We start from the raw sequence: 20198 nt of genomic DNA, 5'->3' as shown, positions 1-20198 counted from the left end.
TGCTACTGCTTCCCGTTGCGGTCGTCGTACTTCTCGTACGCGTCGACGATACGGCCGACGAGCTTGTGCCGGACGACATCCTGGCTCGTGAGCCGGGAGAAGTGCACGTCCTCGACGCCGTCCAGGATGTCCTGGACCTGTCGCAGACCGCTCTTCGTCCCGTTCGGCAGGTCGACCTGGGTGACGTCACCGGTGATGACGATCTTCGAGTCGAAGCCGAGGCGGGTCAGGAACATCTTCATCTGCTCGGCGCTGGTGTTCTGCGCCTCGTCGAGGATGATGAACGCGTCATTGAGCGTTCGACCCCGCATGTACGCCAGCGGCGCGACCTCGATCGTGCCCGCGGCCATCAGCCGGGGGATGGAGTCGGGGTCGAGCATGTCGTGCAGCGCGTCGTACAGCGGGCGCAGATACGGGTCGATCTTCTCGTAGAGCGTGCCCGGCAGGAAGCCGAGCCGCTCGCCCGCCTCCACGGCCGGCCGGGTCAGGATGATCCGGTTGACCTGCTTGGACTGCAGGGCCTGGACCGCCTTCGCCATGGCGAGATACGTCTTGCCGGTACCGGCGGGGCCGATGCCGAACACGATCGTGTGCTTGTCGATGGCGTCGACGTACCGCTTCTGGTTGAGCGTCTTGGGGCGGATCGTCCGGCCGCGGCTGGAGAGGATGTTCTGGGTGAGCACCTCGGCGGGGGTCTCGGCCCCGTCGCCGTTGCCGTTCTCGCCCGCCCTGAGCATGGCGATCGAGCGTTCCACTGCGTCCTCCGTCATCGGCTGCCCGGTGCGGAGCACGAGCATCATCTCGTCGAACAGGCGCTGGATGAGGGCGACCTCCGTCGCGTCCCCGATCGCGCTGACCTGATTGCCCCGGACATGGATGTCGGCCGCCGGGAAGGCCTTCTCGATCACGCGCAGGAGGACATCACCCGAGCCGAGGACCGTCACCATCGGATGCTTGGCGGGAACGGTGAAGTGGGCTCGTGCCTGCCCCGGCGCCTGGGATTCCCCCGCGCCCCCAGGGCGCTGGGGACGGGTGTGGGCTTTGGGTGTCTGAGTCATGGGCCGGCTCTGTGGCCTGCACATACCTCCCGTTGCAGGGTTCTCGCTGCTCGACAACCTCTGGAACACAAGCGTACGACGCGGCACTGACAAGGCCGAGGGCTTTTCCGGGGGGACACCGCGCTCCCCCGCCGGGGGGTCAGGCCGGGCTGCGGAAACCGATCGTCGGCACGGCCCTGCGCAGCGGCCAGGGCCTGACCGGCGCGGGCAGCAGGTCGTCGAGGAAGGTGTACCGGCGCAGGGCGGCCGGGTCCTGGTCGGTGAGGGCCTGCACACGCTGCCACCAGGCCGCGATCTCGGACCAGCCGGGTGCGGAGAGCGAGCCGCCGAACTCCTGCACCGACAGGGCCGCGGTCAGCCCGGCGAAGGCGAGCCGGTCGGCGAGCGGCCAGCCGGCGAGTGTCCCGGTGACGTATCCGGCCACGAACACGTCACCCGCACCGGTCGGGTCGAGGGCCTCCACCGCGATGGCCGGAACCTGCGCGCTCTCGCCGGTAGCGCCGTCGACCGCGTACGCGCCCTCGGCACCGAGGGTGACGACGGCGAGCGGTACGTGCTCGGTGAGGGCGTGGGCGGCGGCGCGGGGGCAGTCGGTGCGGGTGTAGCGCATCGCCTCCTCCGCGTTCGGCAGGAAGGCCTCGCAGTGGCTCAGGTCCGCGAGGTCGGCCGGGTCCCAGCGGCCCGTGTCGTCCCAGCCGCAGTCGGCGAAGACCCGGGTGCCCTTGCGGGCGGCCTGGGCGACCCACTCGTCTCCGCCGGGTGTGAGCGAGGCGATGGCGGCCCGGGCGGGCGGGGGACAGTCGGGCGCGGGCTCCGGCGGCGGGGCCTCGTGCCCGTGGGACACCATCGTGCGCTCGCCCTCGTACGCCATGGAGACGGTGACGGGCGAGTGCCAGCCGGGTACGGTCCGGGAGAGGGAGAGGTCGATGCCCTCACCCTGTTCGAGGGCGTCCCAGCAGTACTCGCCGTAGTGGTCGTCCCCGAAGGCGGCGGCGAGCGAGGTGTGCAGACCGAGCCGGGCGAGCGCGGTGGCCATGTTGGCGACCCCGCCCGGGCTGGAACCCATGCCGCGGGCCCAGGACTCGGTGCCGCGGACGGGGGCGGAGCCGAGGCCCGTGAAGATGATGTCGAGGAAGACGGTGCCTGTGAGGTAGACGTCGCAGGGCGGGTCGGAGGGGGTCCTGAGGGCCTTGAGGGGGTCGAGGCAGGTGCCTCCGCCGTCCGTCTGATGTGCGTGTCGACTGATCACCGTGCCGCTCCCGTACGTGGTGCAGATCTGGCCAGTCTGCCTGATCTGCACCGGTGACGAGGTGAGCCCGTCGGCGGGAGTACAGGGGCACGGGTCCGGCGGAGTACGGGGTCCACCGGCCCGGCCGGCCGGGTCTACCAGCGCGGGACCGCCGGCGCCGACCAGTCCGGGTGCGCCACCCGCATCGCCGCCGCGTCGTCGCGGTCGCGCATCGTGCCGTCGTCGTCCCTCCAGCGCCGGTGGAGACGGGCGAGCCGGTCCTGGTCCAGTTCCACGCCGAGGCCGGGAAGGTCGCTGACGGCGAGGCGGCCGTCCTTGAACTCCAGCCGCTCGGTGACGACATCCTCGGTCTGCCAGGGGTAGTGGCTGTCGCAGGCGTAGTCGAGGTTGGGGACGACGGCCGCCACGTGCGTCATCGCGGCGAGGCTGATGCCGAGATGGGTGTTGGAGTGCATGGACAGTCCGACGCCGAACGTGCGGCAGATCGCGGCCAGTTCACGGGTGTTGCGCAGTCCGCCCCAGTAGTGGTGGTCGGAGAGGACGACTTGGACGGCGCCGCGCGAGAACGCCTCGGGGATCTCGGCGAAGGTCGTCACGCACATGTTCGTCGCGAGCGGCACCTCCGTCCCGGCCGCGACCCGCGCCATCCGGTCGGTCGTGGCGGCCGGGTCCTCCAGATACTCCAGGACGTCCCCGAGTTCGGCGGCGACCCTGAGCGAGGTCTCGACCGACCAGGCGCCGTTGGGGTCCAGTCGCAGCGGCTGGCCGGGGAACGCCTCCGCGAGGGCCCGTACGGCGGCGATCTCCTCGTCCGGGTCGAAGACACCGCCCTTGAGCTTGAAGGAGCCGAAGCCGTACGCGCGGGCGAAGCGGCGGGCCTGGGCCACGATGCCGGCCGGGTCGAGTGCCGCGCCCCAGTCGTCGGACTCCCCCGCGCCGCCCGGGTGTTCGGCCCAGCGGTAGAAGAGATAGGCGCTGTAGTCGACGGCGTCGCGGACCTTGCCGCCCAGCAGCGCGTGCACGGGCAGCCCGAGCGTCCTGCCGAGCGCGTCGAGCAGGGCGACCTCGAAGCCGGAGACGACCGAGAGCCGCAGTTTGCCGGCGGTCTGCACGCCGCGCAGGCCGCCGGCGTCCACCGCGTCGGCGCCGGTGGCCTCGGGCGAGTCCGCGCAGACCAGGTCGGCGAGCCGGTGCAGCCCGTTCACGTCGTCGACCCGGCAGCCGGGGAGGGCGTCGGCCAGCGGGTCGGCCAGGTCGATGTACTTGGTGTCGCCGTACGTCTCGCCGACGCCGGTCACCCCGTCCGCGGTGACGACCTCGATGATCAGCCGGGGCGTGTAGGGCTGGTGCACACCCTGCGTGTTGAGCAGCGGCGGGTCGGCGACGAGGATCGGGGTGAGGCGCACCTCGGTGATCGTCAGGTCGTGGGTCATGCCGTGGCTCCTGCCAGGTCGAGTCCGTCTGCGAGCAGTGCTTCGAGGGCGGCGAGATCGTCGGTCCCCGGCTCCGTCAGGGGCGCGCGTACCGGCCCGACGGGCTGTCCGCGCAGCCGGGCCGCCGCCTTGACCAGGGACACGGCATATCCGGGTACCCGGTCGCGCAGTTCGACGAGCGGTACGTAGAAGCCGCGCAGCAGCCGTTCGACGGTGTGGTCGTCGCCGTCGCGGTGCGCGGCGAAGAACGCGTCGGCGATCTCGGGCGCGAAGGCGTGGACGGCGGAGGAGTAGGCGCCGACGCCGATGGAGGCGTACTGCCGGGCCTGGATCTCGGCAGTGGCGGCGCCGTTGAAGAACAGGAAGCCGGCCGGTGCGGCGAGGCGTTGGCGCTGCACGAGGTCGAGGTCGCCGTGGCCGTCCTTGAGCCCGATGACGCCGGGGAGCGCGGCGATGCGGCGTACGGAGCCGGCGGTGTAGGCGACCTGTCCGCGCTGGTAGGCGATCAGTGGCAGGCGGGTGGCGCGGGTGATCCGGCGCAGCTGCTCGACGAGCCCTTCCTGCGGGGCGCTCACCAGGTAGTGGGGCAGGGCGAGCACGGCGTCCGCGCCCGCCTCCTCGGCGATGCGGGCGAAGCGCACGGCCTGCGCCCAGCCGTAGCCGATGCCCGCGACGACGGGCAGGCGGCCGGCCGCGGCCTCGACGGCGGCGGTGACGACCTGCCGGTACTCGTCCTCGTCGAGGGAGAAGAACTCGCCGGTGCCACAAGCGGGGAAGAGCGCGCCGGGGCCCGTCGCGGCCTGGGCAGCAAGGTGTTCACGGCAGCCGTCGGGGTCCAGGCCGCCGTCCGCGCGGAAGCTGGTGAGCGGGAAGGAGAGCACTCCGCGCGCCATGCCGTCCCGCAGCCGGGCGGCGACGTCGGCGTCCGCCGCCGGTCGTTCGTCCACGTCCGTGCCGTGCCCCATATCGCCGTCTCCCTATGTAGATGACATACACGGATGAGAATGGAGATTAGATAGACGGACAGAGACCGTCAATGGGGCGGGCCCCGCCGCTTACGATCGGCGCATGTCGGAGACGGAATCCGGGGCGGGACCGGCCGCCGGGCCGGGAGCGGGACCGCGGACCGGCGGGGTACGCGAGGTGAAGTCGGCGGCCCGCACGGTCGACCTGCTGGAGGTGCTGGCGGCACGTGGCGACCGCCCGGCGCGGCTGCGCGAGCTCGCCGATGAGCTGGGTGTGCCGCGCAGCAGCATGTACGCCCTGCTGAAGACGCTCATCGACCGCGGCTGGGTCCGCACCGACGCCACCGGCTCGCTGTACGGCATCGGCATCCGCGCCCTGCTCACCGGCACCAGTTATCTGGACAGCGACACGCGGGTCGGCGCCCTGCGCCCCTATCTGGACGAAGCCTCGGACGCGCTCGGCGAGACCATTCATCTGGCGCGGCTCGACGGCCCGGACGTCGTCTACCTCGCCACCCGCGAGTCGCACGAGTATCTGCGCACCTTCAGCCGGGTCGGCCGGCGGCTGCCCGCCCACGCGGGCGCCCTGGGCAAGGCGCTGCTCGCCGAACGCCCGTTCGCCGAACTGCCGCTGCCCGCAGGCGAACTGGCGCGCCTCACGCCCAACACCCGTACCGACCGCGCGGCTCTCGCCGCAGATCTGGCCGCCGTCCGGGAGCGCGGGTACGCCGTGGACCGCGAGGAGGGCGTGCTCGGCATCAGCGGCTTCGGTTTCGCCCTGCGCTACGACTCCCCCGCCCGGGACGCGATCAGCTGCTCGGTGCCGGTGGCCCGCCTCACCGAGGAGCACGAGCGCCGGATCGTGGCGGTGATGCGGGAGATCAGGGCGAAGATCGAGTCGCTCGCGCCCCGCACGAAGGGCGCGCCCGACTGGCGCTGAGCGCTAGGCCCTGTCGGCCCCGAAGTCGTAGGCGTCGACCTCGGCGATCAGCCGGGCCCGGCGCTCCTCGTCGTCCTCCAGGAACGACGCCAGGAAGGAGTTGCGGGCCAGTTCCCGCAGCCGCTCCTCGCCGATCCCCAGAGCGCGCCGCACCGCGTCGAAGTTGTCGCCCGCGTAACCGCCGAAGTAGGACGGGTCGTCGGAGTTGACCGTGCACATCAGACCGGCGTCCATCATGGCCGGCAGGGGGTGCTCCTCAAGGGTGCGCACAGCCCGCAGGCGCACGTTCGACAGCGGGCAGAGCGTCAGCGGGACGCGGTCCCGCACCAGCCGTTCGACCAGTTCCGGATCCTCCATGCAGCGGAGCCCGTGGTCGACGCGCTCCACGCCCAGCACGTCCAGCGCCTCGCTGATGTACGCGGGCGGGCCCTCCTCGCCCGCGTGCGCCACCCGGCGCAGCCCGAGATCGGCCGCCGCCTCGTACACCTCGCGGAACTTCGAGGGCGGATGACCCGCCTCCGCCGAGTCGAGGCCGACTCCCGCGATGCGGTGCAGATACGGCTTCGCGGCCAGCAGCGTCTCCATCGCCGACGCGGCCGACTCGTCCCGCAGGAAGCACATGATCAGGCGGGTCGAGACGCCGTGGCGCTCCTCGCTCGCGTCGAGCGCCCGGCCGAGTCCCTCGACGACGGTGGCCAGCGGCACCCCCCGGGAGGTGTGCGCCTGCGGGTCGAAGAAGATCTCGGCGTGGCGCACGCCCTGGGCGGCGGCGCGGGCCAGATAGGCGTCGGCGAGCTCGGCGAAGTCGTCCTCGGTGTGCAGGACGGCCATCAGCCGGTAATAGAGATCGAGGAAGGACTGGAGATCCTCGAAGCGATAGGCGTGGCGCAGCTCTTCGGCGTCCTTGAAGGGCAGTTCCACGCCGTTGCGCGCGGCGAGCGCGAAGGCGAGTCCGGGTTCCAGGGTGCCTTCGATGTGCAGGTGCAGTTCGGCCTTGGGGAGTGGCACGGGTCAAGCCTCGTTCATGGACGTCGTTTGGGGACAGGGACCCGCAACAGGTCGGTGGCGACGGTCAGTTCCGCCTCGAATCCGGCGGCGCGGGCCTGCCGCTCGAACTCCTCCGCGTCGGTGTAGCGCTGCGAGAAGTGCGTCAGCACGAGGTGCCGCACTCCCGCGTCGCGAGCTACCCGGGCGGCCTGACCTGCGGTCAGATGGCCGTGGTCGGAGGCGAGTTGCTCGTCCTCGTCGAGGAAGGTCGACTCGATGACGAGCATGTCGCAGCCGTCCGCGAGCGCGTACACCCCGTCGCAGAGGCGGGTGTCCATGACGAACGCGAACCGCTGGCCCGGTCTCGCCTCGCTGACCTCCTCCAGCCGCACTCCGCCGACCTCGCCCTCGCGTTGCAGCCGGCCGATGTCGGGCCCCGCGATGCCGCGCTCGGCGAGCGCCTCGGGCAGCATCCGCCGGCCGTCCGGCTCGATGAGCCGGTAGCCGAACGACTCGACGGGGTGCGACAGTCGGCGCGCCTCCAGCGTGTAGGAGGGCGTCGTGGCCAGGACCCCGTCGGCGGCCACCGGCGCCTCGGTCAGCGACACCGTCTCGCGGTACGCGGTCGCGTACCGCAGCCTCTCGAAGAACCGCTGTCCACTGGCCGGGTAGTGCGCGGACACCTCGTGCGGGACCCGGTCGAGGTTGATCCGCTGGATCACCCCGGCGAGGCCCAGGGAGTGGTCGCCGTGGAAGTGCGTGACGCAGATCCGGTTGATGTCATGGGCGGCCACCCCGGCGCGCAGCATCTGGCGCTGGGTGCCCTCGCCGGGGTCGAAGAGGATGCCGTCGGCATCCCACCGCAGCAGGTAGCCGTTGTGGTTGCGGTGCCGGGTGGGTACCTGGCTGGCGGTGCCGAGGACCACCAGTTCTCTGACGGACACGATGGACTGCCCGTTATCCGGGAGGCCATTCGAGGCCGCGGCCGCCGAGCACATGGGCGTGCGCGTGGAAGACCGTCTGGCCCGCTCCGGCGCCCGTGTTGAAGACGATGCGGTACCCCCGCTCGACCGTCTTCTCCTGCGCGGCGATCTCGCCGGCCTCGCGCAGCACGTCGGCGGCCAGGTCGGGGGCGCCCGCGGCGAGCGCGGCGGCGTCCCGGTAGTGGGCCTTGGGGATGACCAGGACGTGCGTCGGGGCCTGGGGATTGATGTCCCGGAAGGCCAGGACGGTCTCGGTGTCCCGTACGACGGTGGCCGGCACCTCCCCCGCGACGATCTTGCAGAACAGGCAGTCAGCCTGCGGTTCTCCCGCCATGCCGGGGTCCTCCTCGCGTGGGGTGGTTACCCGCCACATCGTATCGACCGCCCCGGCCTCCCCGCGGGCCCCACCCGCGCGCCCAGGAGGGCTTGCCGTCCGGCGGGGCTTCGACGGACGGCAAGGCCCGGGACGGCTCCTGTCCCGCTCAGTCCTCCCCCAGCACCGCCCGGATCACATGCCGGGCGTTGCGCGCCATCGCCGGGTTCGTCGTGCGGTAGTACGGCAGCGCGATCACCGCCTGCGAGAGCGTCCGCGCACGGCCGCGGCGCCAGGCCGCGTCGTCCACGCCGAGTGCTTCACGGAAGACGTCCCTGGCGCCGGCGGGCAGCAGATTCCAGGCGGGGAACAGGTCGCAGGCGGGATCGCCCGCTCCCGTGCACCCGAAGTCGATCACCGCGGTCAGCCTGCCGCCGTCCACCAGCAGGTTGCCCGGCATCAGGTCGGCGTGCAGCCACACCGGCGGCCCCTCGTGGTCAGGGGCCCGCAGCGCGTCCTCCCAGACGGCGAGCGCGGCATCGCAGTCGACGTCCTCCTGCGGAATCCCCCGCAGTTCGTCGATCGCCGCCCGGGTCTCGGCGTCGAGTGAGGTGAGCGGCCCGCCGCGGTGGGCCACCGGAGCGCCCGGCAGGGTGATGCTCCGCATCGCCGCCACGAAGCGCGCCAGATCCCCGGCCAGCAGCACGGGCTCGCTCAGCGCTCCCTCCTCGGGGTGCCGCCCGGCCAGCCACCGGTGCACCGACCACGGCCACGGATATCCCTCGGCGGGCTTCCCTGCCCCGAGCACCTCGGGGATCGGCGTGGGCAGCAACGGCGCCAGGCGCGGCAGCCACTCCTGCTCCATCGACACGTCCCCGGCTCCGCCCTCGATCAGTGGCAGCCGCACGGCCATGCGATCGCCGAGCCGGTACATGGCGTTGACGGTGCCACCGGAGGCGAACCGTTCCACCGGGAGGCCCGCCCACTGCGGGAACTGCCCGGCGACCAGGCGTCGTACGAGGCCCTCGTCGACGGGGTGCGGGCCCGGATGCACCTGCCCTGTGTTCATGAGGCGCCATCCGACCGCCCGCGGCAGCCGGTCGTCAAACAGCTTTCCGTACAGGTGCCGGTCCCCGGGGGCTCCCGGGGACCGGCCGTACCCATGTCAGTCCGGCACCGGGGGCGTCCTCGCCGGGTTCTCCGCCAGAACGGCGAGCGCCATCCGGATCGCCTCGTCCAGCTGCGGATCGCGGCCCGCCGCATGGTCCTGCGGGGTCATCACCACTTCCACGTCCGGGTCGACGCCGTAGTTCTCCACGCCCCACCCGTAACCCTCCACCCAGAAGGCGTACTTGGGCTGGGTGACCCCCGTGCCGTCCACCAGGGAGTAGCGGTTGTCGATGCCGATGACCCCGCCCCAGGTCCGGGTGCCCACGACGGGACCGATCCCCAGGGCCTTGATCGCCGCGTTGACGATGTCGCCGTCCGAGCCCGAGAACTCGTTCGCCACCGCCACGACCGGACCCCGCGGCGCGTTCGCCGGATAGCTGTACGGCTGCATCCCGCGCGGCACGGCCCAGCCCACGACCCGGCGTGCCAGCTTCTCCACGACCAGCTGGGAGGTGTGCCCGCCGCGGTTCTCCCGCACGTCCACGACGAGGCCCTCGCGCGCCACCTCGACGCGCAGATCCCGGTGGATCTGGGCCCAGCCCGGCGCCTGCATGTCGGGGACGTGCAGATAGCCCAGCCGTCCCGCGGAGTGCTCGTGGACGTAGGCGCGCCGGTCGGCGACCCATGCGTGGTAGCGCAGCGGCTCCTCGTCGGCGAGCGGGACGACGACCGCGTGGCGCGGATCGCCGCCGTCCGCGGGCGCGACGGTGAGTTCGACCGGCTTGCCCGCCGTGCCGACCAGCAGTGGGCCCGGTCCGGCGACCCGGTCGACGGGCCGGCCGTCCACCGCGAGGATCGCGTCGCCGGCGTGCACCGCGGCTCCGGGGGCGGCGAGCGGGGAGTGGGCGCTCGGGTCGGACGTCTCGGACGGCAGGACACGGTCGACGCGCCACAGGCCGTCCGCCGAGCGGGAGATGTCCGCGCCGAAGAGGCCCTGGCGACGGGCGCTCTGCCCCTGACCGCCGCGCGGGACGATGTACGCGTGCGAGGTGCCGAGTTCGCCCTGCACCTCCCACAGCAGATCCATCAGATCGTCGTGGGTGGCCACCCGGGACAGCACCGGCCGGTAGCGGTCCAGTACGCCGTCCCAGTCGACGCCGCCGAGGTCCGCGCGCCAGAAGTTGTCGCGCATCAGCCGTCCGGCCTCGTCGTACATCTGCCGCCACTCGGCCGCCGGGTCGACGGTGCGGCGGACGCGGGAGAGATCGACGGAGACGTTGGTGTCGCTGTCGTCGTCGCGCGAGGCCCGCCGGTCGGCGGGGACGACCTTCAGCTTGTCGTCGGTGCGCAGCAGCACCCGCTTGCCGTCGCCGCTGACCGAGAACCCGTCGGCGTCCGCGGCGAGTTCCTCGGTGCGCTGCTGGACGAGGTCGTAGCGCTCCAGAGCGGTCGTGGGTCCCTCGTCGTCGGGGGTGGCGCGGGTGGCTCCGAGCGCGCCGCGCAACGGGTGGCGCAGCCACAACAGCCCGTCCTTCGCCGCGCGCAGGGTGGAGTAGCTGCCCGCCTCGACCGGGAAGGGCACGATCCGGTCGGCCAGTCCCTCGACGTCGATCCGGGTGGCGGGCACCTCGCCGCCGCCGTCCGGGCCCCGGTCCTTGTCCTCCTCGAACGGCCGGCCGTGCCGCTGCGGTCCGAACGGCGACGGGGTGGTGGCCGCGAGCGTGATCAGATGCGGGCGGCAGCCGCCGACGAACGCGAGGTCGAAGACATGGGTGTCGTAGACCGGGTCGAAGTCGCGCTCGGACAGGAACGCCAGATGCCTGCCGTCGAGGGTGAACGCGGGCTGGTAGTCGCGGAATCGCAGCGGGGTCGCCTCGACGACGGACAGGTCGCGCACATCGGCCAGCTTGAGTTGGCGCAGCGGGGACGGTCCGGCGTGCGACCAGGCCAGCCACCGGGAGTCGGGCGAGAAGACCAGCCCGGTGGCTTCACTGTGCTCGCCGCGGTCGATCTCGCGGACCTCTCCCGTCTCGCGGTCGACGAGCAGGACCCGCCCGTCGTGGGCGGCGACGGCCGCCCGGCTGCCGTCCGGTGCGACGGCCAGACCGAGGACGCGGCCGAGCTGTCCGGCCGCCCACCTGCGCGGTGCCGCGCCGGGCGCGAGGCCGGTCGCCGGGGCGAATTCCAGTGCGTCCTCGCCCTCCGCGTCGGTGACCCAGACGACCTGCTCCTCCCCGTCCGCCCGGAAGACGCGGGGCAGCCGAGCCCTCACGCCCGGTTCCACGGCCAGCGCCCGCGCGGGCCCGTCCCGGTGGGTGACCCAGTGGATGCCGCCGCGGATCTCCACGGCGCTGCCGCGACCGGTGCGGTCGGGGGCCGCGGTACCGAGGTGGCGTTCGGCCTTCACGGGACGCGGGCGCAGATCGGTGCGCTGCCCGCCGAGCCGGATGTCGAGACGGCGGGGCGCGGCGCCGTCGAGGTCGTCGAGGATCCACAGCTCACCGGCGGAGGCGTACACGACACGGGTCCCGTCGGTGGCCGCGTGCCGGGCGTAGAAGCCGTCGGCGGCGTCGCCGGTACCGAGAGGGGTGTGACGCTTCAGGTCCGACCCGTCCGGCCGGGACGAGTAGACGGCTCCGACGCCCTCGTGGTCCGAGAGGAACGCGATCCCCTCCCCCGCTTCGCCGTGGGGACCCACCCACAGCGGGTACTCGATGTTCCCGTCGACGTCCTCGTGGAGGCGTACGAACTCCCCCGAGCCGTCCCGGTCGATCCACAACTTGCCCGCGGTGCCGCCCCGGTAGCGCTTCCAGGCAGCGGCCTCGCGGCCCATCGTGGCGGAGAGCAGCAGTACGCCGGAGCCGTACGCCAGGCCGCCGACCGGCCCGTAGGGCAGCTGCGTCGCGGGTCCGCCGTCGAGCGGCACCGACCGCGCCCAGCTGCGGCGCAGCGAGGCCTGACCCTGGGTGCTGATGGCGAGGACCTCGCCCTGCGGGGTCCAGCCGCGTACGGACGTCCTGGCGCTGCCCCAGTACGTCAGCCGGTCGGCCGGCCCGCCGTCGACGGGCGCGACATGCACCTCGGGCGCGCCGTCCCGGCGTGAGGTCCAGGCTATGCGGGTGCCGTCGGGTGAGATACGGGGATGGTCGACGGGCACGTTGTCGGCGCTCACGCGCCAGGCGCGTCCGCCGTCGAGCGGGGCGACCCAGACGTCGTCCTCTGCGGTGAAGGCGATCAACTCGCCGTGGACATGCGGATACCGAAGGTAGGCAGGCTGCGTCACACCGTCACCCTAGGCAGGCCAGGGGTGCCGGGTCACGGCTTTGCCAGGGCCTGTCGTGTGGATCGGGCCGGGTCACTTCCCCGGCGGGTCGACCGTCTCGGTGACGGTCACCGTGACGGTGACGGCGGGCCGCGGATCGGAGCCGGGAGGGGTGGGGCGGGGCGAACTGCTGGGCGTGGCCGAGCAGTTGCCGAGGACGGTCGCCTCGAAGACGACCTTGCCGTCCACCCTGGCCAGGAGGTCGCCGCGGACGCACCGGCCCGAACGCTCCTCGGTCACCTTGCCCTTGAGCGTGATCTTCTGCCCCGCCTCGGTCTCGCCCTGGCAGTCGACGGTGGCTGTCCCCGTCCTGCTGGGCGACGGCGAGGAGTTGCCCGCGTCGTCGAGGGTGGCGGTGCAGCTGAGCCAGCGCACGTCGAAGCCGATGCGCTCCAGGGTGCTGGTGCCCGTGCGGTCCGTGGTGACGGACACGGCGACGGAACTCAGTCCCCCGGTCGCCGGCTCGCAGGCCGCCAGGACCCCGACCGCCGTGCCCGCGACGGCGATCGCGGCGAGCGTGCGTCTCGGGCGCGTCCGGCCGGTGCGGCCGGTGCGGCCGGGCTCCGCGTCTCCCGCCGGGCGAACTGCCGTTCTTCGCCGTGTCGTTCCGTGCGGTCCCGTTTTCCGCAGTGCTCTTCCCCGCAGTGTCATTCCCCGCAGTGTCATTCCCCGCATGAAGCGAGACTGGCACCGGCGGGCGGGAAGCAACAGGGCCGTTGCGGTCAATCACCGTCATCGGGGACGCCGTCGGGCCCCTCCCGCCCCAACGGCCCGCGCACCAGGGCGGTCAGCCCCAGCGCCCCGTGCGGCCCAGCAGCAGCGCCGTCGCCGCCGTGCCCGCCGTCGAGGTGCGCAGCACACTGCGTCCCAGCCGGTACGGCTTGGCTCCCGCCTCCGCGAACGCCGCGAGTTCCTCCGGGGACACTCCGCCCTCGGGGCCCACGACCAGCACGATCGATCCCTCGGCCGGCAGCTCGGCGGTGGCCAGCGGTTCCGCCCCCTCCTCGTGCAGCACGGCCGCGAAGTCCGCTGTGGCCAGAAGTGCCGCAACCTGCTTGGTCGTTGCTGCGTCCGCGACCTCCGGGAAGCGGAGCCGGCGCGACTGCTTGCCCGCCTCGCGCGCGGTGGCCCGCCACTTCGCCTGCGACTTCGCGCCCCGCTCGCCCTTCCACTGCGTGATGCAGCGGGCGGCCTGCCAGGGCACGACCGCGTCGACGCCGGTCTCCGTCATGGTCTCGACGGCGAGTTCACCGCGGTCGCCCTTGGGCAGCGCCTGGACGACGGTGATACGCGGCGCCGGCTCGCTCTCGACCGGGAGGTCCCGCACCTCCACCTCCAGCCGGTCCTTGCCCTCGGTCCGCAGCACGACGCCGGCCGCCCCGCGTCCGAGCCCGTCGGTGAGCACGATCTCCTCACCCTGCTGGAGCCGGCGTACGGACACGGCATGCCGTCCCTCGGGACCGTCCAGCACGACGGCGGAACCGGCCGCGACCCCCTCCAGGGAGTCCACCAGGAAGACGGGTGCGGTCATCAGGAGGCGTCCAGCGCCAGCGCGGCGCGCGCGGAGTCCAGCTCGGCGGCCAGCACCTCCACCAGCTGTGCGGCCGGCAGCTCACGGGCCAGCCGGTGCCCCTGACCGGCCCACAGGGCCATGCCCTGGGCGTCGCCGGCCTTGGCCGCCGCCTTGCGCAGCCCGCTCGTCAGATGGTGCACCTGCGGATACGCGGCGGGGGCGTACGGCCCGTGCTCACGCATGAAGCGGTTGACGAGCCCGCGCGCCGGCCGGCCCGAGAAGGCCCGGGTCAGTTCGGTGCGTACGAAGAGGGGGTTGGTCATGGCCTGCTTGTGCAGGGTGTTCGCGCCGGACTCGGGGCAGACCAGGAACGCGGTGCCGAGCTGCGCCGCCGCGGCACCGGCCGCGAGCACGCCGGCGATCTGGCCGCCGCGCATCAGTCCGCCGGCCGCGATCACCGGCAGCGGAACGGCCTCGCGGACCAGGGCGACGAGGGTGAGCAGTCCCACCCCGCTGCCGTCGGCCGCCGGGTCGTCGCGGTGCGTGCCCTGGTGGCCGCCGGCCTCGACGCCCTGAACGCACACGGCGTCCGCGCCGGCCCGCTGCGCGGCCTGCGCCTCTTCGGGCGAGGTGACGGTGACGACGGTGAAGGTGCCGGCCTTGGCGAAGGACTGGAGCACGTCCCGCTTGGGGCAGCCGAAGGTGAAGGAGACGACCGGGACGGGGTCGTCGAGGAGGATCGCGAGCTTGGCCTCGTACCCGTCGTCCAGGCCGGAGTCGGGATCGCCGAGCGGCGTCTCGTACCAGGCCGCCTCACCGGCGAGCTGGTGCCGGTAGACCTCCACGGCGGCGGGGTCGGTCGCACCGGGCTGCGGCATGAACAGATTCACGCCGAAGGGCCGGCTCGTGAGCCCGCGGATCTGTTTGATCTGCTGGTACATGCCGTCCGCGGTCTTGTACCCGGCGGCCAGGAATCCGAGGCCACCGGCCTCGGACACGGCTGCGGCCAACTGCGGGGACGACGCGCCGCCCGCCATGGGGGCCTGCACGATCGGATACCGGCAGAGATCGGTCAGTGCGGAGGACATGCACGCATGGTGCCACGTCGGCCCCGCCCGGCCGAATCGGACCCGACGCGGCCCCGGATATCGGGGCCGCGGCCGGTTCTACCGTCCGTTGAACGCGTCCTTCAGGCGCGAGAACAGCCCTTGCTGCCCTGGCTGGAACTGGCCGGTCGGCCGCTCCTCGCCGCGCAGCTTCGCCAGCTCCCGCAGCACCCGCTCCTGCTCCGGGTCCAGCTTCGAGGGCGTCATCACCTCGACGTGCACGATCAGGTCGCCCCGACCGCCACCGCGCAGGTGCGTGATGCCGCGGCCGTGCAGCGGGATCGACTGTCCGGACTGCGTGCCCGGGCGGATGTCGACCTCCTCCATGCCGTCGAGCGTCTCCAGCGGCACCTTGGTGCCGAGGGCCGCCGCCGTCATCGGAATGGTGACCGTGCAGTGCAGGTCGTCGCCACGCCGCTGGAAGACGCCGTGGGCCAGCTCGTGGATCTCCACGTACAGGTCACCGGCGGGGCCGCCGCCAGGGCCGACCTCGCCCTCGCCCGCGAGCTGGATCCGGGTGCCGTTGTCGACACCGGCGGGGATCTTCACGGTCAGCGTGCGGCGCGAGCGGACCCGGCCGTCTCCGGCGCACTCCGGGCACGGGGTCGGGACGACGGTCCCGAAGCCCTGGCACTGGGGGCACGGCCGGGACGTCATGACCTGGCCCAGGAACGAACGCGTGACCTGCGAGACCTCACCGCGACCGCGGCACATGTCACATGTCTGCGCCGAGGTGCCCGGCGCCGCGCCCTCGCCCGAACACGTCGTACAGACGACGGCCGTGTCGACCTGGATGTCCTTCGTCGTGCCGAAGGCCGCCTCGTTGAGGTCGATCTCCAGCCGGATCATCGCGTCCTGGCCGCGCCGCGTACGCGACCTCGGCCCCCGCTGCGACGCCGTCCCGAAGAAGGCGTCCATGATGTCCGAGAAGTTCCCGAAGCCACCGGCGCCGAAGCCTCCGGCGCCACCGCCGCCCGCCTGGGACAGCGGGTCGCCGCCGAGGTCGTAGACCTGCTTCTTCTGCGGATCCGAGAGGACCTCGTAGGCCGCGTTGATCTCCTTGAAGCGCTCCTGCGTCTTCGGGTCCGGATTCACATCCGGGTGGAGTTCACGCGCAAGCCGGCGGAAGGCCTTCTTGATCTCGTCCTGGGATGCGTCTCGGCGCACGCCGAGTACGGCGTAGTAGTCCGTGGCCACTTACGACTCCGCCAGGATCTGTCCGACGTAACGTGCCACTGCGCGTACCGCTCCCATCGTTCCGGGGTAGTCCATGCGGGTCGGTCCGACCACGCCGAGTTTGGCAACTGCCTCGTCGCCCGAACCGTAGCCGACCGAGACGACGGACGTGGAGTTGAGGCCCTCATGGGCGTTCTCGTGACCGATCCGTACGGTCATGCCCATCCCGCCCGACTCCTTGGCCTCGCCGAGCAGCTTGAGCAGCACGACGTGCTCCTCCAGCGCCTCCAGCACCGGCCGGATCGTGAGCGGGAAGTCGTGTCCGAAGCGGGTCAGATTGGCGGTGCCGCCGATCATCAGCCGCTCCTCGGTCTCCTCGACCAGGGTCTCGAGCAGGGTGGACAGCACCGTCGTGACGGTGCCGCGGTCCTCCGGCTCGAAGGATTCCGCCAGGTCCTGCACCAGCTGCGGCACATCCGCGAAACGGCGCCCGACGACCCGGCTGTTGAGCCGGGCCCGCAGGTCCGCGAGCGAGGTGTCGCCGAAGGGCGCGGGGCAGTCGATCATCCGCTGCTCGACCCGGCCGGTGTCCGTGATCAGCACGAGCATCAGCCGGGCGGGCGCCAGGGAGAGGAGCTCGACGTGCCGGACGGTGGACCGGGTCAGCGACGGGTACTGCACGACGGCGACCTGCCGGGTCAGCTGCGCGAGCAGCCGCACCGTACGGCCCACGACGTCGTCGAGGTCGACGGCCCCGTCCAGGAAGTTCTGGATGGCGCGGCGCTCCGGCGACGACAGGGGCTTGACCCCGGCCAGCTTGTCGACGAAGAGCCGGTACCCCTTGTCCGTCGGGATACGGCCGGCGCTGGTGTGCGGCTGGGCGATGAAGCCCTCGTCCTCCAGCACCGCCATGTCGTTCCGGACCGTGGCCGGCGAGACGCCGAGATTGTGACGCTCCGTGAGCGCCTTGGAACCCACAGGTTCCTCGGTGCCGACATAGTCCTGGACGATCGCGCGCAGCACCTCGAGTCTGCGTTCACTGAGCACCGCGCACACCTCCAGCTCTGGTTCCTCGGTGGCTGCTTGGCACTCCCCGGGTCCGAGTGCCAGCAATCCCCGTGCCAGTGTACGGCCGTGGGGTACGGCTCTAGCAAGGCGGCCGACCAGGCTACCGCGCGCCTTTGCTGGTCGTTGCCAGTAGCGTCGCGTTATGGACGTCCGTTGGGAAGACTTCGGCTGGGAGCAACTGGCCGACGGGGTCGGGCGGCGCAGGATGCCCGTCTGGGACGCGACCGTGGGGCTGGTCGCCGGTGACGAGGCCGTCCTGCTGTTCGACACGGGGTCCACGCTGCGTGAGGGCGTGGAGCTGCGCACCCAGGCGGAGGCGCTGCTGGGCGGCCGCCGAGTGACGCATGTCGCACTGAGTCATCCCCACTTCGACCATGTTCTGGGGACGGCCGCCTTCTCCGCGGTGGAGGTCTTCGGCGCGGTCGCCGTCGATGTCGTCCTGCGCCGGGACCGCGACGAACTCCGGGCCGACGCCGTACGGCACGGCGTGGCGCCGGACGATGCCGCCGAGGCGACCGATCTGCTGGTCGCGCCGCAGCACGTGGTCACCGGTGAACGGACACTGGACCTCGGCGGACGCCAGGTGCTGCTGGCCAATGTGGGCCCCGGGCACACGGGCCACGATCTGGCGCTCCTCGTGCCGGGCGACCGGGAGGTCGTGTTCTGCGGCGATCTGGTGGAGGAGTCCGGGGAGCCGCAGGCGGGTCCGGACGCGATGCCCTCGCGCTGGCCGGCGGCCCTGGACCGGCTGCTCGCGCTCGGCGGAGAGGACGCGCTGTACGTCCCCGGGCACGGCGCGGTGGTGGACGCGGCGTTCGTCCGCGCACAGCGTGACGTGCTGGCGGAGCGCTTCGGGGTGCCGTAGCGTCGCCGAATGCGCAGCTACAGCCCCGATCTGACGCCCCCTTGGAAGAAGCCCTCCGCCGTGCCGGAGGTCCCCGCCGACCGGGATCTGGTCGTGGAGGAGGTCACCACCGGCTTCTGCGGCGCGGTGACCGGCTGCGAGGCCGGGACGGTGACCCTGGAGGACCGCTTCGGCAAGCACCGGGTCTTCCCGCTGACCGCACGGGGCTTTCTGCTGGAGGGCCGGGTGGTGACGCTGGTCCGGCCCGGCGCGGGCGCACCGGCCGCGCCGGCCCGTACGGCCTCGGGTTCCGTCGCCGTGCCCGGCGCCCGGGCCAGGGTGGCGAGGGCGGGCCGCATCTACGTCGAGGGCCGCCACGACGCCGAGCTCGTGGAGCGGGTCTGGGGCGACGACCTGCGCATCGAGGGGGTGGTGGTCGAGTACCTGGAGGGTGTCGACGACCTCCCGTCGATCGTCGCCGACTTCGCCCCCGGGCCCGACGCCTGCCTCGGTGTCCTGGTCGACCATCTGGTCCCGGGGTCCAAGGAGTCCCGTATCGCCGCGTCGGTCACGGACCCGCACGTGCTCGTGGTGGGCCATCCGTACATCGACATCTGGGAGGCGGTGAAGCCGTCGTCGGTGGGGATCCCGGCATGGCCCGTCGTCCCGCGGGGCCAGGACTGGAAGACGGGTGTGTGCCGCGCGCTGGGCTGGCCGCCGAACACCGGCGCCGCCTGGCAGCACATCCTGTCCCGGGTGCGGTCCTACCGTGACCTCCAGCCGGAGCTGCTGGGCCGGGTCGAGGAGCTGATCGACTTCGTGACGCTGCCGCCGGAGTGAGCGGCGTGGCCCTCCGAGGGGGCAGCGGGGCGGCGGGTCAGTCCACCAGGTTCCGGACGACCCCGTCCGCGAGCAGCCTTCCCCGCAGCGTCAGCACGGCCGAGCCCGCCTCGTAGGCCGCGGGCTCCAGCAGCCCGTCCGCCAGGGCTTTGCCCGCCGCCGCCAGCCCCGCCGGCTTCAGCAGCGACAGCGGCACGCCGTCCCTCAGCCGCAGCTCCAGCAGGATCCGCTCGACGCGCCGGTCCTCCGCCGACAGGAGTTCGCGGCCCGCTCCGGGCGAGCGCCCCTCGGCCAGCGCCGCCGCGTACGCGCCCGGGTGCTTCACGTTCCACCAGCGCACCCCGCCCACATGGCTGTGCGCTCCGGGGCCCGCGCCCCACCAGTCGGCGCCGCGCCAGTACAGCTCGTTGTGCAGACAGCGGCCCGCGTCGGAGGTGGCCCAGTTGGAGACCTCGTACCAGGAGAAGCCCGCCTCGGACAGCACGGAGTCCGCGATGAGATAGCGGTCCGCGTGCACGTCGTCGTCGGTCATGGGCACCTCGCCCCGCCGGATGCGCCGGGCCAGCTGGGTGCCCTCCTCCACGATCAGCGCGTACGCCGAGACATGGTCGGGTCCCGCGCCCACCGCGGCCGCGAGCGACGCGCGCCAGTCGTCGTCGCTCTCGCCGGGGGTGCCGTAGATCAGGTCGAGGTTCACATGGTCGAAGCCGGCGGCGCGGGCCTCCGCGACGCAGGCCTCGGGGCGTCCGGGTGTGTGCGTGCGGTCCAGCACCTTCAGGACGTGCTGCTTGGCGCTCTGCATGCCGAACGAGATCCGGTTGAATCCTCCGGCCCGCAGCTTCTCCAGATACTCCGGACCGACGGACTCGGGGTTCGCCTCGGTGGTGATCTCCGCGTCGTCCGCGAGCCCGAACTCCTCCCGGACGGCGCCCAGCATGGACACCAGGTCGGCTGCGTCCAGCAGCGTCGGCGTACCGCCCCCGACGAACACCGTGCTGACCGGCCGCGGGTCGTCGCCGAGCACCTTGCGGGCGAGGCGCACCTCGTCGGCGAGGGTGGCGGCGTAGTTGTCGCGGGAGGCCAGTACACCGCCCGAGCCGCGCAGCTCGGTGGCGGTGTAGGTGTTGAAGTCGCAGTAACCGCAGCGCGTCGCGCAGTACGGCACATGCAGATAGAAGGCGAGCGGCCGGTCACCGGCGCCGTCGAGGGCGGACGCCGGGAGCGCCCCGTCCTCGGGCATGGGCTCACCATCGGGCAGTACGGAAGGCATGCCCCCCATTGTCCGTCACCG

At 72.6% G+C, this 20198-nt stretch carries 18 protein-coding genes; 3 read left to right on the top strand and 15 right to left on the bottom strand.

Annotated features, from left to right (window positions below):
- Positions 1-2: 2 nt before the first annotated feature.
- The 4 genes from RPQ07_RS24885 to RPQ07_RS24870 form a co-directional block, all read right to left on the bottom strand.
- Positions 3-1058, bottom strand: coding sequence for a PhoH family protein (locus tag RPQ07_RS24885; RefSeq protein WP_313946395.1), 1056 nt, complete (start codon positions 1056-1058; stop codon positions 3-5).
- A 139-nt stretch (positions 1059-1197) separates the two neighbouring features.
- A complete protein-coding gene (locus RPQ07_RS24880) occupies positions 1198-2307 on the bottom strand; it encodes a carbohydrate kinase family protein (RefSeq protein ID WP_313946394.1) in 1110 nt (369 codons plus the stop codon).
- A 134-nt stretch (positions 2308-2441) separates the two neighbouring features.
- Positions 2442-3740, bottom strand: coding sequence for a glucarate dehydratase family protein (locus RPQ07_RS24875; protein ID WP_313946393.1), 1299 nt, complete (start codon positions 3738-3740; stop codon positions 2442-2444).
- Positions 3737-4705, bottom strand: a complete 969-nt coding sequence (locus tag RPQ07_RS24870) for a 5-dehydro-4-deoxyglucarate dehydratase (RefSeq protein ID WP_313946392.1) — start codon at positions 4703-4705, stop codon at positions 3737-3739. Before RPQ07_RS24870 ends, RPQ07_RS24875 begins: the two co-directional genes overlap by 4 nt.
- Before the next feature lie 103 nt (positions 4706-4808).
- Between RPQ07_RS24870 and RPQ07_RS24865 the strand changes: the two genes are divergently transcribed.
- Positions 4809-5645, top strand: coding sequence for an IclR family transcriptional regulator (locus RPQ07_RS24865; protein ID WP_313946391.1), 837 nt, complete (start codon positions 4809-4811; stop codon positions 5643-5645).
- A gap of 3 nt (positions 5646-5648) precedes the next feature.
- On the opposite strand, the gene RPQ07_RS24860 is transcribed toward RPQ07_RS24865, so the two are convergent.
- The 10 genes from RPQ07_RS24860 to hrcA form a co-directional block, all read right to left on the bottom strand.
- On the bottom strand, positions 5649-6653 hold the full coding sequence (locus RPQ07_RS24860; protein WP_313946390.1) for an adenosine deaminase: 1005 nt from the start codon (positions 6651-6653) through the stop codon (positions 5649-5651).
- Positions 6654-6667: 14 nt separating this feature from the next.
- The gene (locus RPQ07_RS24855) at positions 6668-7576 is read right to left on the bottom strand and encodes a ribonuclease Z (RefSeq protein WP_313946389.1); all 909 of its coding nucleotides are present in this window, start codon (positions 7574-7576) and stop codon (positions 6668-6670) included.
- 13 nt (positions 7577-7589) lie between these two features.
- Positions 7590-7949, bottom strand: a complete 360-nt coding sequence (locus RPQ07_RS24850; protein WP_313946388.1) for a histidine triad nucleotide-binding protein — start codon at positions 7947-7949, stop codon at positions 7590-7592.
- Between the two features lie 148 nt (positions 7950-8097).
- Positions 8098-8997, bottom strand: coding sequence for an aminoglycoside phosphotransferase family protein (locus tag RPQ07_RS24845; RefSeq protein ID WP_313946387.1), 900 nt, complete (start codon positions 8995-8997; stop codon positions 8098-8100).
- A 96-nt stretch (positions 8998-9093) separates the two neighbouring features.
- The gene (locus RPQ07_RS24840) at positions 9094-12321 is read right to left on the bottom strand and encodes a S41 family peptidase (RefSeq protein ID WP_313946386.1); all 3228 of its coding nucleotides are present in this window, start codon (positions 12319-12321) and stop codon (positions 9094-9096) included.
- A gap of 72 nt (positions 12322-12393) precedes the next feature.
- On the bottom strand, positions 12394-13011 hold the full coding sequence (locus RPQ07_RS24835) for a hypothetical protein (protein ID WP_313946385.1): 618 nt from the start codon (positions 13009-13011) through the stop codon (positions 12394-12396).
- Positions 13012-13147: 136 nt separating this feature from the next.
- The gene (locus RPQ07_RS24830) at positions 13148-13891 is read right to left on the bottom strand and encodes a 16S rRNA (uracil(1498)-N(3))-methyltransferase (RefSeq protein ID WP_313946384.1); all 744 of its coding nucleotides are present in this window, start codon (positions 13889-13891) and stop codon (positions 13148-13150) included.
- Positions 13891-14961, bottom strand: coding sequence for a nitronate monooxygenase (locus RPQ07_RS24825; protein ID WP_313946383.1), 1071 nt, complete (start codon positions 14959-14961; stop codon positions 13891-13893). The genes RPQ07_RS24830 and RPQ07_RS24825 overlap by 1 nt, the downstream gene beginning before the upstream one ends.
- A gap of 78 nt (positions 14962-15039) precedes the next feature.
- Positions 15040-16176 carry a molecular chaperone DnaJ gene (gene dnaJ / locus RPQ07_RS24820; protein ID WP_313946382.1) on the bottom strand — a complete coding sequence of 379 codons (1137 nt, stop codon included), beginning with the start codon at positions 16174-16176 and terminating at the stop codon, positions 15040-15042.
- Complete coding sequence (gene hrcA, locus RPQ07_RS24815; RefSeq protein WP_313949018.1) at positions 16177-17202, bottom strand: heat-inducible transcriptional repressor HrcA; 1026 nt, start codon at positions 17200-17202, stop codon at positions 16177-16179.
- Between the two features lie 163 nt (positions 17203-17365).
- On the opposite strand from hrcA, the gene RPQ07_RS24810 reads away from it, so the two are divergent.
- Positions 17366-18088: an MBL fold metallo-hydrolase gene (locus RPQ07_RS24810; RefSeq protein ID WP_313946381.1), complete on the top strand. Its 723-nt coding sequence runs from the start codon at positions 17366-17368 to the stop codon at positions 18086-18088.
- Positions 18089-18097: 9 nt separating this feature from the next.
- A complete protein-coding gene (locus RPQ07_RS24805) occupies positions 18098-18907 on the top strand; it encodes a DUF3097 domain-containing protein (RefSeq protein ID WP_313946380.1) in 810 nt (269 codons plus the stop codon).
- A gap of 37 nt (positions 18908-18944) precedes the next feature.
- On the opposite strand, the gene hemW is transcribed toward RPQ07_RS24805, so the two are convergent.
- The gene (gene hemW, locus RPQ07_RS24800; RefSeq protein WP_313946379.1) at positions 18945-20186 is read right to left on the bottom strand and encodes a radical SAM family heme chaperone HemW; all 1242 of its coding nucleotides are present in this window, start codon (positions 20184-20186) and stop codon (positions 18945-18947) included.
- Between the last annotated feature and the right edge of the window lie 12 nt (positions 20187-20198).

It is taken from the genome of Streptomyces sp. AM8-1-1 (assembly GCF_032229325.1).
GTDB classification, from domain to species: domain Bacteria; phylum Actinomycetota; class Actinomycetes; order Streptomycetales; family Streptomycetaceae; genus Streptomyces; species Streptomyces achmelvichensis.
The sequence above is the reverse complement of the archived record's forward strand: the minus strand, read 5'-3'. Positions and strand labels throughout refer to the sequence as shown.

What these genes read in the sequence shown, in the direction of transcription:
- RPQ07_RS24885 (WP_313946395.1), bottom strand. Translation starts at nt 1,058, where the DNA reads ATGACTCAGACACCCAAAGCCCACACCCGTCCCCAGCGCCCTGGGGGC.
- RPQ07_RS24875 (WP_313946393.1), bottom strand. Translation starts at nt 3,740, where the DNA reads ATGACCCACGACCTGACGATCACCGAGGTGCGCCTCACCCCGATCCTC.
- RPQ07_RS24870 (WP_313946392.1), bottom strand. Translation starts at nt 4,705, where the DNA reads ATGGGGCACGGCACGGACGTGGACGAACGACCGGCGGCGGACGCCGAC.
- RPQ07_RS24865 (WP_313946391.1), top strand. Translation starts at nt 4,809, where the DNA reads ATGTCGGAGACGGAATCCGGGGCGGGACCGGCCGCCGGGCCGGGAGCG.
- RPQ07_RS24850 (WP_313946388.1), bottom strand. Translation starts at nt 7,949, where the DNA reads ATGGCGGGAGAACCGCAGGCTGACTGCCTGTTCTGCAAGATCGTCGCG.
- RPQ07_RS24845 (WP_313946387.1), bottom strand. Translation starts at nt 8,997, where the DNA reads ATGAACACAGGGCAGGTGCATCCGGGCCCGCACCCCGTCGACGAGGGC.
- RPQ07_RS24835 (WP_313946385.1), bottom strand. Translation starts at nt 13,011, where the DNA reads ATGACACTGCGGGGAAGAGCACTGCGGAAAACGGGACCGCACGGAACG.
- RPQ07_RS24830 (WP_313946384.1), bottom strand. Translation starts at nt 13,891, where the DNA reads ATGACCGCACCCGTCTTCCTGGTGGACTCCCTGGAGGGGGTCGCGGCC.
- RPQ07_RS24825 (WP_313946383.1), bottom strand. Translation starts at nt 14,961, where the DNA reads ATGTCCTCCGCACTGACCGATCTCTGCCGGTATCCGATCGTGCAGGCC.
- RPQ07_RS24810 (WP_313946381.1), top strand. Translation starts at nt 17,366, where the DNA reads ATGGACGTCCGTTGGGAAGACTTCGGCTGGGAGCAACTGGCCGACGGG.
- RPQ07_RS24805 (WP_313946380.1), top strand. Translation starts at nt 18,098, where the DNA reads ATGCGCAGCTACAGCCCCGATCTGACGCCCCCTTGGAAGAAGCCCTCC.
- hemW (WP_313946379.1), bottom strand. Translation starts at nt 20,186, where the DNA reads ATGGGGGGCATGCCTTCCGTACTGCCCGATGGTGAGCCCATGCCCGAG.